The 15000-nt window shown below is 66.5% G+C and carries 12 protein-coding genes; 7 read left to right on the top strand and 5 right to left on the bottom strand.

Annotated elements, in window-relative coordinates:
* Positions 1 to 3: 3 nt before the first annotated feature.
* Together CK944_RS06085 and CK944_RS06080 are read right to left on the bottom strand one after the other, a co-directional pair.
* Positions 4 to 762, bottom strand: coding sequence for a tRNA1(Val) (adenine(37)-N6)-methyltransferase (locus tag CK944_RS06085; protein WP_103172164.1), 759 nt, complete (start codon positions 760 to 762; stop codon positions 4 to 6).
* Positions 755 to 964 (bottom strand): DUF2007 domain-containing protein, encoded by a 210-nt coding sequence (locus CK944_RS06080; RefSeq protein WP_103172163.1) that lies wholly within the window; start codon positions 962 to 964, stop codon positions 755 to 757. The genes CK944_RS06085 and CK944_RS06080 overlap by 8 nt, the downstream gene beginning before the upstream one ends.
* A gap of 75 nt (positions 965 to 1039) precedes the next feature.
* Between CK944_RS06080 and CK944_RS06075 the strand changes: the two genes are divergently transcribed.
* From CK944_RS06075 to CK944_RS24285, 5 genes are all read left to right on the top strand, one after another.
* The gene (locus tag CK944_RS06075; RefSeq protein WP_103172162.1) at positions 1040 to 2041 is read left to right on the top strand and encodes a polyprenyl synthetase family protein; all 1002 of its coding nucleotides are present in this window, start codon (positions 1040 to 1042) and stop codon (positions 2039 to 2041) included.
* 241 nt (positions 2042 to 2282) lie between these two features.
* On the top strand, positions 2283 to 3686 hold the full coding sequence (locus CK944_RS06070) for an ammonium transporter (RefSeq protein ID WP_205049010.1): 1404 nt from the start codon (positions 2283 to 2285) through the stop codon (positions 3684 to 3686).
* A gap of 159 nt (positions 3687 to 3845) precedes the next feature.
* Positions 3846 to 6098: a transglycosylase domain-containing protein gene (locus tag CK944_RS06065; RefSeq protein WP_103172160.1), complete on the top strand. Its 2253-nt coding sequence runs from the start codon at positions 3846 to 3848 to the stop codon at positions 6096 to 6098.
* Positions 6099 to 6476: 378 nt separating this feature from the next.
* Positions 6477 to 7064 carry a hypothetical protein gene (locus CK944_RS24190; RefSeq protein ID WP_371411650.1) on the top strand — a complete coding sequence of 196 codons (588 nt, stop codon included), beginning with the start codon at positions 6477 to 6479 and terminating at the stop codon, positions 7062 to 7064.
* Positions 6953 to 7930 carry a calcium-binding protein gene (locus tag CK944_RS24285; protein WP_371411653.1) on the top strand — a complete coding sequence of 326 codons (978 nt, stop codon included), beginning with the start codon at positions 6953 to 6955 and terminating at the stop codon, positions 7928 to 7930. Before CK944_RS24190 ends, CK944_RS24285 begins: the two co-directional genes overlap by 112 nt.
* A gap of 18 nt (positions 7931 to 7948) precedes the next feature.
* On the opposite strand, the gene CK944_RS06055 is transcribed toward CK944_RS24285, so the two are convergent.
* A complete protein-coding gene (locus tag CK944_RS06055) occupies positions 7949 to 8551 on the bottom strand; it encodes a phospholipid-binding protein MlaC (protein WP_103172158.1) in 603 nt (200 codons plus the stop codon).
* On the bottom strand, positions 8541 to 9305 hold the full coding sequence (locus CK944_RS06050) for a VacJ family lipoprotein (RefSeq protein ID WP_239985978.1): 765 nt from the start codon (positions 9303 to 9305) through the stop codon (positions 8541 to 8543). The genes CK944_RS06055 and CK944_RS06050 overlap by 11 nt, the downstream gene beginning before the upstream one ends.
* A 132-nt stretch (positions 9306 to 9437) precedes the next feature.
* Here CK944_RS06050 and CK944_RS06045 point away from each other — a divergent pair, with 132 nt between their 5' ends.
* Both CK944_RS06045 and CK944_RS06040 read left to right on the top strand, forming a co-directional pair.
* The gene (locus tag CK944_RS06045) at positions 9438 to 11189 is read left to right on the top strand and encodes a type I secretion system permease/ATPase (protein ID WP_103172156.1); all 1752 of its coding nucleotides are present in this window, start codon (positions 9438 to 9440) and stop codon (positions 11187 to 11189) included.
* Between the two features lie 173 nt (positions 11190 to 11362).
* Positions 11363 to 12694, top strand: coding sequence for an HlyD family type I secretion periplasmic adaptor subunit (locus CK944_RS06040; protein WP_371411652.1), 1332 nt, complete (start codon positions 11363 to 11365; stop codon positions 12692 to 12694).
* Positions 12695 to 12753: 59 nt separating this feature from the next.
* Here CK944_RS06040 and rnr read toward each other — a convergent pair whose 3' ends face one another.
* Complete coding sequence (gene rnr, locus CK944_RS06035) at positions 12754 to 14997, bottom strand: ribonuclease R (RefSeq protein WP_103172154.1); 2244 nt, start codon at positions 14995 to 14997, stop codon at positions 12754 to 12756.
* Positions 14998 to 15000: the final 3 nt, after the last annotated feature.

Below are 15000 nucleotides of genomic sequence, written 5' to 3'. Positions count from 1 at the left end.
CTGTCACGAGACTTTTGCAAACAAAGCCGTCAGCGGCGAACCCTCGCGCAGCACCGCCGAGGCAGCCTCCGTCAGGTCCTCGCGATCGCCCCCATGGGCCGCTTCGCGGTGCATGACGAAAGGCGCCAGCAGCCGCAGCGGCCCGCGCGCGCCCTTCTGTGCCTGGACGATCACGCGCCCAGCCTCGCGCCCGGCGCGCCCCGCAACGGGCAGGACCATCACGGTCCCGGCGCGGCCCGTCAGGGCGGCCAGGATCGCGTCCAGCCGGTCAGCCCGCTGGATCAGCGTCACAATGCCGCGGGGCACCAGGCGGCGCAGGGCCACGTCGATCCAGGCGGCCAGGGGGGTTTCCTCGCGCCGCGCGATGGCCCGGCCCCCGTCGGGTGCGGCCGTGCCACCCAGGAAATAGGGGGGATTGGCGATCACATGGTCGAAGACCTGCGACCGCAGGTCCACGGGAAGCCCGGCAACGTCGCCCGTGACGACCTCCATCTTAATGCCATTCGCGGCCGCATTGCGCCGCGCCAGGTCGGCATAATCCCCCTGGGCCTCCAGGCCCACCAGCCGCAGGTCTGGCACGCGCCATCCCAAGCACAGACTTGCCACCCCTGCCCCGCAGCCCAGTTCCAGCACCGCCTGCCCGGCCTGCGCGGGACAGGCCGCCGCCAGCATCACCGCATCCGCGCCCGACCGAAATCCGCGCCGGGGCTGGGCAATCCGCAACCGGCCGCCCAGGAAGCCGTCGCAGGTCAGGTCACTCATCCAGGCCGGCATCGCGCAGGATGGCGCGGGCCATGAATTCGTCGCGATCCGCAACCATCAGCCGCTGCGGCAGGATGCCCAGCGAACCTTCCAGCACGCTCATGTGCTGGTCCATCGGAAAGGCCGGGATCCCCTCGTCCTCCAGCAGGCCGATGGCGCGGGACATGCGGACGGGATCGTTGCTGCGGAACAGTTCTTTCATGGTCGGAACGCTAGGCGGCGGTTGCGCAATTGTCGAGGGCATGGCAAGGGACGACGCGGCAAGGGGAATAAGGCGATGGGTGTGAAGGAAAACGTCCAGAAACCGCTGGATCGGCTGTCCGAGGCGCTTGGCGCCGAGATGGAGGCGGTGAACGCCCTGATCCGCGACCGCATGTCCAGCGAGAACGCCCCCCGCATCCCCGAGGTGACGGCCCATCTGATCGAGGCCGGGGGCAAGCGGCTGCGGCCGATGCTGACCCTGGCTGCTGCCCGGATCATGGGCTATGACGGCCCCTTCCACATCCATCTGGCCGCGACGGTCGAATTCATCCACACGGCGACGCTGCTGCATGACGACGTGGTGGACGAAAGTCGCCAGCGCCGCGGGCGCCCGACCGCGAACCTTCTGTGGGACAACAAGTCCAGCGTCCTGGTTGGCGATTACCTGTTCGCGCGCAGCTTCCAGCTGATGGTCGAACCGGGAAACCTGCGCACCCTGGAAATCCTGTCGAACGCCGCCGCCACCATCGCCGAGGGCGAGGTGCTGCAACTGACCGCCGCCCAGGACCTGCGGACCGACGAGAACATTTATCTCAAGGTCGTGCGCGGCAAGACCGCCGCCCTGTTCTCGGCCGCGACCGAGGTCGGGGGCGTCATTGCCGGCGCTCCGGCCGACCAGGTGCGGGCGCTGTTCGACTATGGCGACGCCCTGGGCATCGCGTTCCAGATCGTCGATGACCTGCTGGATTACGGCGGCGCCACGGAAACCATCGGCAAGAACGTGGGCGACGATTTCCGCGAACGCAAGCTGACCCTGCCGGTCATCAAGGCGGTGGCCCGCGCCACGCCCGAGGAACGCGCCTTCTGGTCCCGCACCATCGAAAAGGGCGACCAGCGGGACGGCGATCTGGAACAGGTGCTGTCCCTTCTGGCCCATCACGGCGCGATGGAAGCCGCACGCACCGACGCGCTGCTGTGGTCGGCCACCGCCAAGGCCGCCCTGGCCAAGCTGCCGCCGCATCCGATCCGCGACATGCTGTCGGATCTGGCTGATTTCGTGGTCAGCCGCGTCGCCTGAGGTCCACCACCCGGTTTGATCGCCAAATCAGGGGCTTCGCCCCCGGCTCTGCAACGCGTGCGAGTATCGAGCAACCATGGTCTGCCCGATAGGCAGGCTTGATCCCCCTGGATCGCCCATTTGCCGGGCATTCCCCGTCTGACCCCTGCGCCGCCCTGCTTGATGCCTGTGCAAGCGTGTCAAAGCCGCCCAATCAAGGGGCGTCGGCGGCGTCCGGTGCCGCATGGAAGGGGATTCGATAATGAAAAGGGCTGCTCCCTTTATTGCCACAGCCGCGCTTTTGCTTGCGGCGCCAACATTCGCGCAGGACGCTGCGGTCGCGGTCGAAGCTGCCGTGCCGGTGCCCGACAAGGGCGACACGACCTGGATGCTGGTCTCGGCCATTCTGGTGATGATGATGACGCTGCCGGGGCTGGCGCTGTTTTATGGCGGGCTGGTCAGGGCCAAGAACATGCTGTCGGTGCTGATGCAGGTGCTGACGGTCTTCAGCATGATGGCGATCCTGTGGGTGGCCTTCGGATATTCGCTGGCCTTCACCGGCGCGGGCGCGGCCGAGAACGTGACCTTCTTCACCCCCTATATCGGCGGGCTGTCCAAGATGTTCCTGGGGGGCGTCGGCACAGACTCTGTGGTCGAGGGCTTCACGGCAGGCGTGGTGATCCCCGAACTGTCCTTCGTGATCTTCCAGATGGCCTTCGCCTGCATCGCATCCGCCCTGATCGTGGGGGCGACGGCGGAACGGCTGAAGTTCAGCGCGATCCTAATGTTCATCGTGATCTGGTTCTTCTTCTCCTACCTGCCGATGGCGCATATGGTCTGGTGGTGGGGCGGGCCGAGTGCCTATGACGCGCCCTCGGGCCTGCTGTTCGGGCATGGCGCGCTGGATTTCGCGGGCGGCACGGTCATCCACATCAACGCGGGTGTCGCGGGCCTGGTCGCCGCGATGGTCGCCGGTCCGCGCCTGGGCTACCGCAAGGAACTGCTGGCCCCCCACAACCTGACCTTCACGCTGATCGGGGGCTGCCTGCTGTGGATCGGCTGGTTCGGCTTCAACGCCGGGTCCAACCTGGAAGCCAACGGCCTGACCGCGCTGGCGATGATCAACACCGCCGTCGCCACCGCCGCGGGCGTGCTGGCCTGGTCCTTCGGCGAATGGGCCTTTCGCGGCCATCCCAGCCTTCTGGGCGGCATCTCGGGCGCCATCGCGGGCTTGGTGGGCATCACCCCCGCGGCGGGCTTTGTGGGCCCGATGGGCGCCATCGCCATCGGCCTGATCGCGGGCCTTCTGTGCATGTGGTTCGTCATCAGCATTAAGCCCCGCATGGGCATCGACGACAGCCTGGACGTGTTCGGCATCCACGGCATCGGCGGCATCGTCGGCGCGATCCTGACCGGTGTCTTCGCGGCGCCGTCGCTGGGGGGCACCGGCGTCTTCGACTATGGCGCGAACGCGGTTGCCGAATTCTCGATGGGCAGCCAGGTTTATGCGCAGACCCTGGGCGTGGTGATCGCGATCGTCTGGTCGGGACTGGTGTCCTTTGTCGCCATCCACATCGTCAAGGCGCTGATCGGGTTGCGGGTGACGGATACCGACGAACGCCAGGGCCTGGACATCACCACGCATGGCGAGAACGCCTATAACTGAGGCTCGGCCGCGATCCAGGAAAGGCCCGGCAATCGCCGGGCCTTTTTCCATGCGCAGATCACCAATTGGTGCGGGCAATTCCCCTTCGGCGATTCTTCGTGTAGGGTGCCGCACAATTTGGCCGGTGAACGGCCTGGGCAGAAACGCGGGCACCTACGCATGAAACGACCGACCGGCACCCCGAAGCGCACGGGCCGCAGCCCTGTTGCCGACAAGCGCGCCTCCGCACCGGAACAGAAACCGGCGGTGCGCCGCCACAAGGCTCCGGCCCGGCGCGGCAATGTGGTCATGCGCACCATCGCGGGAACCGTCGGCCTGATCTGGCGCATCCTGTGGGGGTCCCTGTGGCGCCTGGCCATGGTCATGGTCCTGATCGTCGGCGGGGCCACCGCCTATTTCTATGCCAGCCTGCCCGAGCCCGAGGCCCTGTTCGACGCCCGCGCGCGCGGCTCTGTCACCATGCTTGACAATGACGGCAAGGTCTTTGCCTGGCGCGGCGAAACCTATGGCGCCGTCACCAGCGACAAGATCGCCCCCGTCCTGAAGGAAGCCGTGATGGCGACCGAGGATCGGCGCTTCAACTGGCACCTTGGGGTCGATCCCATCGGCATCGCCAGCGCCATCAAGATCAACCTGTCCGAAGGTCGCGGCGCCCTGCAGGGCCATGGCGGTTCGACCATCACCCAGCAGGTCGCGAAACTGCTGTGCCTGGGCGATACCTTCGACCCGATCCGCTGGAAGAACGAGGCCGAGTTCGAACAGGACTGCCGCGTCACGTCGCTGTGGCGCAAGATCAAGGAAGTGCCCTACTCCTTCGCCCTGGAAGCCAAGTATTCCAAGGACGACATCCTCAACATCTACATGAACCGGTCCTACATGGGCGGCGGAGCGCGCGGCTTCGAGGCCGCGAGCCAGCGGTATTTCAACAAGCCCGCATCCGATGTGAACGCCTCCGAGGCCGCGATGCTGGCGGGCCTGCTGCAGGCGCCCAGCTATTTCGCGCCCACCGCGAACCTGCAGCGCGCCCAGAACCGCGCCAGCGTCGTCCTGGGCCTGATGACCGAGGAAGGCTACCTGACCCCTGCCGAGGCCGAGCAGGCCCGCGCCAATCCCGCCCGGCTGTCGCAGGCCGCCCAAGCCCGTGCGGGCGGGTATTTCGCCGACTGGGTGATGGAATCCGGCCCCGGCTTCCTGACCAGCGAAACGACCGAGGATGTGACCATCCGCACCACCTTCGACCCGCGTATCCAGACGGCGGCGGAACGGGCGATGAAGCGGATCTTCGACGAAAAGGTCAGCGACAACTCCAAGGCCGAGGCTGCGGTGGTCGTGATGTCCGCCGACGGCGCGGTGCGCGCCATCATCGGCGGGCGCGACAGCATCGTGAACGGCGCCTTCAACCGCGCGGTCCAGGCCAAGCGCCAGACCGGGTCGGCCTTCAAGCCCTTCGTCTTCGCCGCCGCACTGGAAGCGGGCTACAGCCCCGGCGACCGGGTCGAGGACGGGCCCCTGACCATCCGCATCCCCGGCGGCAAGCCCTGGTCGCCCCAGAACTACAGCCGCCGCTATTCCGGCGCGGTGACGCTGACCACGGCGCTGAAACAGTCGCTGAACACCGCCACCATCCGCCTGCAGGAAGCCGCGGGCCGCAACGAGGTTCGCCGCATCGCCCATGACTTCGGCATCGTCAGCAACCTGACCACCAGCCCGTCCCTGGGCTTAGGGGCGTCCGAAGCCACGCTGATGGAACTGACCGGCGCCTATGCGGGCATCCGCAACGGCGGCACCTCGGTCGCGCCCTACGGCCTGGTCGAACTGCGCATCGCGGGCGACGATCAGCCGCTGATGGGCCAGTCCGGCGGCATGGGCGCGCGGGTCATCAGCCAGCGTTCTGCGGGCCAGTTGATCTACATGATGCAGCAGGTGATCGAAAGCGGCACCGGCGGACGCGCCAAGATGGGCTCGCGCCCCGTGGCGGGCAAGACCGGCACCACCAGCAGCTATCGCGACGCTTGGTTCGTGGGCTTTTCGGAACAATACGTGGTCGGCGTCTGGATGGGATACGACGACAACACGCCCCTGAAGGGCGTCACGGGCGGCGGGTTGCCCGCCGAGATCTGGCAGGCCGTGATGACCGACATCCATGAGGGCCTGCCGGAACTGCCGCTGTCCACGGTTTCGCCCGACGGCAGCGGGATCCTGTTGTCGAACGACGGCGCGCCCAAGGTCGTGACCTCGGGGTCGGCCGACGATCCGCTGGCGGCGGCATTGGCAGGTGCGGTAAACTCGGCCAATCCGGGTGCGGGGGCGCCAACGCCCGTGACGGCACCGCAGACACCGGGCGACAGCAGCACGGCAAGTTCGGACGATGCGCTGAGCCGGGCGCTGAACGGGATATTGGGGGGGAATTGACCCCTTCTGCCTTCCTGTGGCGGATGGGCTACATCCTGCAACTCTGCAACCAAGATGCGCGCCGGGACTTGCCTCAAACCGAGAAGCTCTTACTGAATATCCTGCGACACTGTTTAATCGCGATATTTTAGTGAGGACTTCTCGTGGCTTATGCTAGACTTACAGTTCCTGACACTATCACAATTCGGGAAGGTCAGACACGTTCTCTCAGCCTCGAACTCATAGGGCTGTTCAATCATCAGATCAGTTGGTCCTATTACACCACGGTTGGCGGTGGAACGGCGCAGAACTCTGATATTGGTGGAGCGTCAGGCAGCGGCTCGATGATGATCGTCAGCAGCTTCCCCCAGACAGAGAGAGGCTTTTTCAATTTCTGCAATGCAGGACGACATTCAGGAAGCCGTCGAAACTGCGTATCTGGTCGTTCAAGTCGCCGGCACGGGGGGCTTTTCATTCGAGGACGGAAGTAATTATAAGACGATAGAAATCCGCATTCTCGACGACAACCTGACCACGGGCGGAAGCGCGAATGACATCCTTCGCGGCACAGGCGCAGCCGAAGTCCTGACCGGTGGGGCAGGCAACGATACCTATCACCTCACCTTGGGCGACACGGTGGTCGAGCTTGCGGGCGGAGGCGTCGATACCGTCAATGCCAGCTTCACCCACGCCCTCGCCGCGAATGTCGAGAACCTGACCCTGACCGGCAGTGCCGCGATCAACGGAACGGGCAACCTGCTGGCCAATCGCCTGACCGGGAACGGGGCGGCGAACCAGTTGGTGGGCGGCATGGGGGCGGACACCCTGCTGGGAATGGCGGCAACGATACCCTCTTGGGCGGGCTCGACAATGACCTGCTGGACGGAGGGATCGGCAATGACTGGCTGGATGGCGGTGCCGGGACCGATACCCTGCGCGGTGGGGCGGGCAATGACGTCTATGTCCTGGACAGCGCGGCGGATGTGATTGCCGAAGCCATGGGCCAAGGGACCGACACGGTCCGCGCCACGTTCAGCACGACCCTGGGATACCAGCTTGAGAACCTGACCCTTCTGGGCACCGGCAATCTCAATGGCACGGGCAATGGCCTGAACAACATCCTGACCGGGACTGTCGGCGCGAACCGGCTGGAGGGCGGGGCAGGCAACGACACCCTGACGGGCGGCGACGGCGCGGACTGGCTGGACGGCGGGACGGGCATCGACCTGCTGCGCGGCGGGACGGGCAATGACATCTATATCGTGGACAATTCCGGCGACCAGGTGGCCGAGGCTGCGGGACAGGGCATCGATCTTGTGCGGGCCAGCGCCTCGTTCAAACTGTGGGGCGAGGTCGAGAACCTGATCCTGACGGGCAACGTCGCGATCAGCGGGACCGGGAACGCGCTGAACAACAGCCTGACCGGCAATGCCGCGGCCAACCAGTTGATCGGCGGGGCCGGGAACGACATCCTGAACGGCGGGGCCGCGCAGGACACGATCAACGGCGGCGCGGGCACCGATCAACTGGCCGGCGGTGTGGATGCAGCACGGGACGTGTTCATCTTCAACACCCTGTCCGACAGCGCGGTGGGCGCGGGCCGCGACCGGATCGCGGATTTCCGCACGGGCGTGGACGACATCGACCTGCGCGCCCTGGACGCCAATACCCGCATCGCGGGCAACCAGGCGTTTGATTTCTCGGGCACGGCGGCGGCCGCCAATTCGGTCTGGTATCTCAAGGCGGGCGCGAACCTTGTGGTCCGGGCCGATGTCAACGGCGACAAGCTGGCCGATTTCGAAATCGCGGTTCTGGGGCAAAGCGCCCTGAGCGCGGGCGATTTCCTGTTGTGATGGCCCTCGCAGGCGGTGCTATCCCGCCGCCTGCAAATCCGCCGTCAGCGCCGCCAGGTCGCCGCGCCGGGCGGTCAGCATGGCGCTGATCTCGGCGCGTTCGCTGGCCAGCATGTTCACGCCCTCGATGATGATGTTGAAGAACCTGTCGCGGCCCGACTTGTCCGACACATGCCATTCGACCTCCATCGGGGCGCGGCCGTTCAGATAGGCGACCGAGGTGACGGCATAAAAGCTTTTCAGCGGACGCGCGCCCGTCACCTCGATCTTCGATCCGATGAACTCGCGGAACCGCTTGCCGTATTTGCGGCCGATATAGCCCTGGAACGCCTGGGTATAGGCAGCCAGCGCGGCGGGATCAGCCTGGCGCGCGGCGGGGCCGAGGGCGGACCGGGCGATCACGTCCACATCGGCATAGCGGACGAAGATCGATTCGAAGTCGCGATACATCTGCGCCGTCGGCTTGCCGGAATTGATGACGCCGTAAACCTCGCCCAGGGCGGTGTCGATCAGGGCATGGGCATGGTTCGAATCCAGCGCCCAAGCCCCGCGCAGGGGTGCCACGCTCAGCGCGGCGGCACCGCCCAGCAGCATCAGGACACCGCGCCTGCTATTCGGCATAGGGGTCGATGGCGTCATCCGCAGTCTCGGCATATGGGTCAATCTCGGTCCCCTCCTCGTTCAGTTCATGGCGGCGGTGCATCAGATAGATCAGCCGCAATTGGGCATAGCTATCCGCACTGCCTTGCAGAACACTATCCACCGTATCGCCAAAGCGCGCCCGATCACCGGCTTTTGAGGCCACCCGTAGGCCAAAAGCCGCCCATGCCCCATCCCGGTGCAGGACATGATTCAGGGGGTCGATAGCCAGATCGACCACCTTGCCCACCGCGTCCCGCTGGGTCGATGGACCCAGGATCGGCAGCTCAAGATAGGCCCCTTCGGGGACGCCCCAAACGGCCAGGGTCTCTCCGAAATCGGTGTCCTGTTCGGGCAGGCCGAAGTCCCGGCCGGCGGGATCGAACAACCCCCCGATTCCAAGCGTCGTATTGACGGCAAAGCGGAAAAAATTCTTGATCGCGGGTTCAGGGCGGCCTTGCAGCACGCTGTTCACGACCTTGCCCGGCAGCGACAGGTTCGATCCGGCATTGATGACCAGATCCATCGCACCCGGGCTGTCCGATGCACCGTCGCCTGGCGAGGCAAGCCGCGCCACGGGGGCGACCACCCGTTCATCGAAGGCCTTGTTGAAGGCATGAACACGGCGATTCTGCCGTTCGAAGGGGTCGTTGACGCGAATGCCGTCCTGCATCACAGGTTCCGACGCGCAGCCCGCCAGAATCACGCTGAGGGCCAGCGGAACGACAAGGGACAAGGGACGCAAAGGATCTCCTAACCTTTTCGGAATACTACAAGGGGCATGACAGTAGGCCAGCAAGGATCGCATACTGGCGTGCAGGCCCTGCGGCAAGGCCGCCCCGACGGCGGAACATGAAGGATGAATGGAATGAGCAAGTCGCCCGCATTTCAGGAAGGCGCCAAGGAACTGCGCAAGGCGCGCGCCACGGGCTTGCCCCTGTTCGGCGCGGTCGGGCTGTTTTCGGCCGTCGTGAACCTGCTGATGCTGACCGGGCCGTTGTTCATGCTGCAGGTTTATGACCGGGTTCTGGCATCCCGGTCGGTTGAGACGCTGACCGCCCTGTTCGTGCTGGTGGTGTTCCTGTTCGTGCTGATGGGCTTCGTGGATTTCATCCGGGCCCGCGTCATGCAGCGCATCGCCGCGCGGTTTCAGGACCGGCTGGAAGGTCGGGTCTTCACCGCAGCCCTGCGCGAGGGGGCGATTTCCGGCGACGAATCGGCCGTGGCCGCCAGCGGGATGCGCGATCTGGACACGGTCCAGCGGCTGATCGCCTCGCCCGTGCTGCTGGCCGCCTTCGACCTGCCTTGGGCGCCCCTGTTCCTGGCGGCGGTCTATATCTTCCACCCGCTTCTGGGGGTCGTGGCGACCGTCGGCGGGGCGATCCTGGTGGTGTCCACCCTGGCCAACCGCACGCTGACCAAGGCACCCTTGCAGCAGTCCACCTCGGCTTCGGCCCAGGCGCAGCGCATGGCCGACCTTTATCGCGACGAAGGCGAGGTGATCGGCGCCCTCGGGATGCGCGGGGCCACCTTTGCCCGCTGGCGCAAGGCCAGGGCCGAGGCGCAGGAGCAATCCGTCAAGGGCGCCGACCTGCAATCGGGCTTTACGGTCTTTTCCAAGACCTTCCGGCTGTTCCTGCAAAGCGCGATGCTTGCCGCCGGGGCCTGGCTGGTCCTGCAGCAGGCCGTCACCCCGGGCGCGATGATCGCCAGTTCGATCATGATGGGCCGCGCGCTTGCGCCGGTCGAACAGCTGGTCGGCGGCTGGCCCATGGTGCAGGCATCCCAGGATGCTTGGGAACGCCTGGCCCGCCTGCTGTCCCGCCAGCCCGCGCAGGTCAACCACACCCCCCTGCCCCGCCCCGAGGCCGTGGTCGAGGTGCGTCAGCTTTCCGTCGCGCCTCCGGGACAGAATGTCGCCACCGTGCGCGGCGTGTCCTTTGCCATCGCGCCGGGACAGGCATTGGGGGTCATCGGACCATCGGGTGCGGGGAAATCGACGCTTGCCAGGGCGCTGATCGGTTCCTGGCCGGTGGGCGCCGGGTCGATCCGGCTGGGCGGGGCGACGCTGGATCAATACGACCCCGACGTGCTGGGCAACATGATCGGCTATCTGCCGCAGCAGGTGACGCTGTTCGACGGGACGATTGCCGAAAACATCGCCCGCCTGTCGCCCGACATGGATCCGGCCCGCGTGGTGCGCGCGGCCCAAGCGGCGGCGGCGCATCAGATGATCCTGGATCTGCCGCGGGGCTATGACACGCGCATCAGCCAGGCCGCCGGCCGCCTGTCGGGCGGGCAGATCCAGCGGATCGGCCTGGCCCGTGCCCTGTATCCCGACCCGGTGATGCTGGTTCTGGATGAACCGAACTCGAACCTGGACAACGAAGGCTCTCTGGCGCTGAACGCGGCGATCCGGCGGGTCAAGGCGCAGAACGGCTGCGTCATCATCATGGCGCACCGGCCCGCCGCCATCAACGAATGCGACCTGCTTCTGGTCATGGAACAGGGTATCCGCCGCGCCTTCGGGCCACGCGACAAGGTCTTGCAGGAAATGGTACAGAATTCAGCGCAGATCCTGAAATCCCAGGAAGCCGGCCGCGTAGGGGGCGTATCATGAGCAACGAGAACCAAAGGCCCGAAGGCGGGCAAAATCCCGCCCCGCGTCCGTCAGGCATCCAGACGGGCATCCTGTCCAGCCGCATCGCCCCCCCGACCGACACACCGATCCCCGGCCCCGCCGCATCCCGCCCGCCCACGCAGGCCGAGCCCGCCCCCCCGGTCGAGCCGCCGATGCCCCCGGCGCCGCCCCGGCCGATCGCGCCGCCCGATCCGTCCCGCTGGTCGGTTCGAGGCGCGCTCTGGACCGGGCTTATCGCCATCCTCGTGTTGCTGGGCGGCTTCACCGTCTGGGCGATGCAAAGCCGCATCTCGGGCGCGGTCGTGGCCAGCGGCCAGGTCGAGGTCGAACAGCAGCGCCAGATCGTGCAGCACCCGGACGGCGGCGTGGTCGAGGATATCCTGGTCAAGGACGGCGAGACGGTCGAGGCGGGCCAGCCCCTGATCCGCCTGGACGGCAGCCTGTTGCGGACCGAACATGCCATCGTCGAAGGCCAGTATTTCGAGATCCTGGCCCGCCGAGGCAGGCTTGAGGCCGAGCGCGCCGATGCGGAAACCATGGAAATCCCCGAGGAACTGCTGACCGCCGCCGAAGGCGATGCCGATCTGCAAGCCCTGATCGAGGGCCAGCGCAGCCTTTTCGCCACCCGCCGCGACACCCTGCGCCAGTCGATCGAGCAGTTGGAAAAGCAATCCGAACAGGTCAGCCAGCAGGTCGAGGGCATCGACGCGCAGATCGTGGCGCTCAACCGCCAGCGCGAACTGATCGGAGAGGAACTGGAAGACCAGCAATCCCTGCTGGATCGCGGCCTGGCGCAGGCGTCGCGGGTGCTGGCCCTGGAACGTGAGGCTGCAAGCCTGGACGGCCAGGTGGGCGAACTGAAGGCCAGCCGGGCCGCTGCGGAAACCCGTCAAACCGAACTGGACATCCAGCGGCTTCGCCTGGGCGCGGAACGGCGCGAGGAAGCGGAAACCGAGTTGCGCGACCTGGGCTATCGCGAACTGGAGCTTGCCGAACGGCGCCGCAGCCTGATCGAACAGATCAACCGCCTGGACATCCGCGCGCCGGCGGCGGGCGTGATCTACAACATGCAGGTGACGACGCCCCGGTCGGTGATCCGTCCGGCCGATCCGGTCCTTTATGTGATCCCGCAGGACCGCCCCCTGGTCGTCAGCGCGCGCCTGGCCACGATCAACGTGGACGAGGTGCAGGCCGGCCAGCCGGTGGTGCTGCGTTTTTCGGCCTTTTCATCGCGCACGACGCCGGAAATAGACGGCGTGCTGGGCCGTGTGTCGGCGGATGCGTTGATGGATGAGGCGACGCGGATGCCCTATTACCGCGCCGAAGTGACGATCCCGGCCGAACAGCTTGAAAAGCTGGGCGATCTTGCGCTGATCCCGGGGATGCCGGTCGAGGTCTTCATCCAGACGGGCGAACGCAGCCCCATGGCCTATCTGGTCAAGCCGCTGGCCGATTACTTCAACCGGGCATTCCGGGAAAGCTGACGGCGTGGGGGGCCTGCCCCCCACACCCCCCGGGATATTTCCGCCAGAATGAAAGGCGCCTAGCGCTTGCGGCGCCGTTTGGTCGCGCGCTTGATCTCGGCCAGGCGCGACTTGGTGGACATGGGTCGGGGGCCGCGCCCGCGCTTGCCCTTTTGCGGGCCGCGCGGCAGCGGCTGGCCATCCAGTTCCAGCAGGTCCAAGGTCAGGCCACCGGTCATCGGGATCGCCTCGGCCAGGCGCACGGTGACCCGCTGGCCCAGGCCGATCTCCAGGCCCGTATCGCTGCCGATCAGCATCTGCGCGTCGGGATCAAAGTGGAAATATTCGTTCCCGATGGCCCGGATCGGCAACAGGCCGTCGGCCCCGGTTTCGTCCAGCTTGACGAAGGCGCCGAATTTCTGGACGCCGCTGATCCGCCCCGTCATCTCGGATCCGACGCGTTCGGACAGGAAGGCGGCCAGATAGCGGTCGGTCGTGTCGCGTTCGGCCGCCATGCTGCGGCGTTCGGTTTCGCTGATATGGGTGGCGGTCTCGGACAGGCGGTCCATGTCCTGGGGGCTGAGGCCGTCCTTGCCCCAGCCATGCGCGGAAATCAGAGCCCGATGCACGATCAGGTCGGAATAGCGCCGGATGGGCGAGGTGAAATGGGCATAGCTTTTCAGCGCCAGCCCAAAATGGCCGAAGTTTTCCGGGTGGTAATAGGCCTGCGTCATGGACCGCAGCGTGCTGATGTTGATCAGTTCGTCGAAATCGGTGCCTTCTGACTGCGCCAGCAGGCGGTTCAGGTGGCTGGTATGCAGCACCTGCCCCTTGGCCAGCGTGAAGCCCGAGGCCTGGGCCACCTCGCGCAGCGCGTCGATCTTGGCAAGGCTGGGTTCCTCATGCACCCGGAACAGCAGCGGGCGCTGGCGGCGGGTCAGTTCCTCGGCCGCGGCGACGTTTGCCAGGACCATGAATTCCTCGATCAGGCGGTGGGCATCGAAGCGTTCGCGGAAGTTGACCGACTTGACGCGGCCGTCCGGGGTCAGTTCGATCCGGCGTTCCGGAAGGTCCAGATCCAGCGGCTGGCGACGGGCGCGGGCATCCTTGAGCAGCCCGTAGGCGTGCCACAGCGGACGGATCACGCTGTCCAGCAGCGGTTCGGTCTGCGCATCGGGCTTGCCGTCTGCCGCCGCCTGCGCCTGTTCATAGGCGAGGGATGCACGGCTGTTCATCATGCCGCGATGGAAATTGTGGCTGATCTTGTTGCCTTGCGAATCCAGCCGCATCCGCACGGCGATCACCGGGCGGTCCAGGCCTTCGTGCAGCGAACACAGGTCGGCCGACAGCGCCTCGGGCAGCATCGGCACGACGCGGTCGGGGAAATAGGTGGAATTGCCGCGCAGCCAGGCTTCTCGGTCAAGGGCGCTGCCGGGGGTGACGTAATGGGCGACATCGGCGATGGCGACCCAGATGGTGGCGCCGCCGTCATCCTCGATATGGGCGGCGACCGCGTCGTCATGGTCGCGCGCATCCGAGGGGTCGATGGTCACCAGGGGCAGGTCGCGCAGATCCTCGCGACCCTTCATGGTGGCGGGCTTGGCGCCCTCGGCCTCGGCGATCACGGCATCAGAGAAATCGTCAGGAATGCCGTGCTGGTGGATGGCGATCAGGCTGACCGCGCGGGGGGCGGAAGGATCGCCCAGCCGTTCGATGATCCGGGCACTGGGCAGGCCCAGCCGGCCCTTGGGTCCGACCTGTTCGGCCTGAACCAGTTCGCCGTTCTGCGCGCCCTGCGTGGCGTCATGGCGGACGCGCCATTCCTTGTCCTGACCCTTGTCGATGGGGATGATGCGGCCGCCCTCGGCCTCCTTGCGGAAGATGCCGGTGATGCGGTGAGGGGCTGCGGTGATGCGGCGGATCAGGCGGGCCTGGTACTGGTAATCCTCGCCCTGCACCTCGACCAGGCGGCCCAGGAAGCGGTCGCCCCGGCCAAGTGCCGGGTCGCTGTCGCGCGGGGCGTAAAGGATGCGCGGCATCGGCCCGTCGCCATGCCATTCCATCGGCCGCGCGAACAGATCGCCCGACCCGTCCGGCGGCAGCAGTTCCAGCACCGTGACGGGCGGCAGGCGCTCGGCGTCCAGATAATGGCGGCGGCGGCGTTCCAGATGGCCCTCGCCCTCCAGTTCCTTCAGCAGCCGCTTCAGTTCGATCCGTTCGGCGCCCTTGATGCCGAAGGCCTTGGCGATGTCGCGCTTGGAATTGGCGTCGGGATGTTCCGCGACCCATTCCATGATCTGTTCCTTGCTGGGAAGCTGGGCCATGTG

Origin of the sequence: Paracoccus sp. SY (assembly GCF_002901215.1) — a bacterium.
Classification (GTDB): domain Bacteria; phylum Pseudomonadota; class Alphaproteobacteria; order Rhodobacterales; family Rhodobacteraceae; genus Paracoccus; species Paracoccus acridae.
This window is presented reverse-complemented; position numbering and strand designations above follow the sequence as displayed.

Bases quoted from the DNA above. Each gene is read 5' to 3' on its own strand.
- CK944_RS06055 (WP_103172158.1), bottom strand. From the start codon at position 8,551: ATGCCGAATAGCAGGCGCGGTGTCCTGATGCTGCTGGGCGGTGCCGCC.
- CK944_RS06085 (WP_103172164.1), bottom strand. From the start codon at position 762: ATGAGTGACCTGACCTGCGACGGCTTCCTGGGCGGCCGGTTGCGGATT.
- CK944_RS06075 (WP_103172162.1), top strand. From the start codon at position 1,040: ATGGGTGTGAAGGAAAACGTCCAGAAACCGCTGGATCGGCTGTCCGAG.
- CK944_RS24190 (WP_371411650.1), top strand. From the start codon at position 6,477: ATGCAGGACGACATTCAGGAAGCCGTCGAAACTGCGTATCTGGTCGTT.
- CK944_RS06065 (WP_103172160.1), top strand. From the start codon at position 3,846: ATGAAACGACCGACCGGCACCCCGAAGCGCACGGGCCGCAGCCCTGTT.
- CK944_RS06040 (WP_371411652.1), top strand. From the start codon at position 11,363: ATGCCCCCGGCGCCGCCCCGGCCGATCGCGCCGCCCGATCCGTCCCGC.
- rnr (WP_103172154.1), bottom strand. From the start codon at position 14,997: ATGGCCCAGCTTCCCAGCAAGGAACAGATCATGGAATGGGTCGCGGAA.
- CK944_RS06070 (WP_205049010.1), top strand. From the start codon at position 2,283: ATGAAAAGGGCTGCTCCCTTTATTGCCACAGCCGCGCTTTTGCTTGCG.
- CK944_RS06045 (WP_103172156.1), top strand. From the start codon at position 9,438: ATGAGCAAGTCGCCCGCATTTCAGGAAGGCGCCAAGGAACTGCGCAAG.
- CK944_RS06080 (WP_103172163.1), bottom strand. From the start codon at position 964: ATGAAAGAACTGTTCCGCAGCAACGATCCCGTCCGCATGTCCCGCGCC.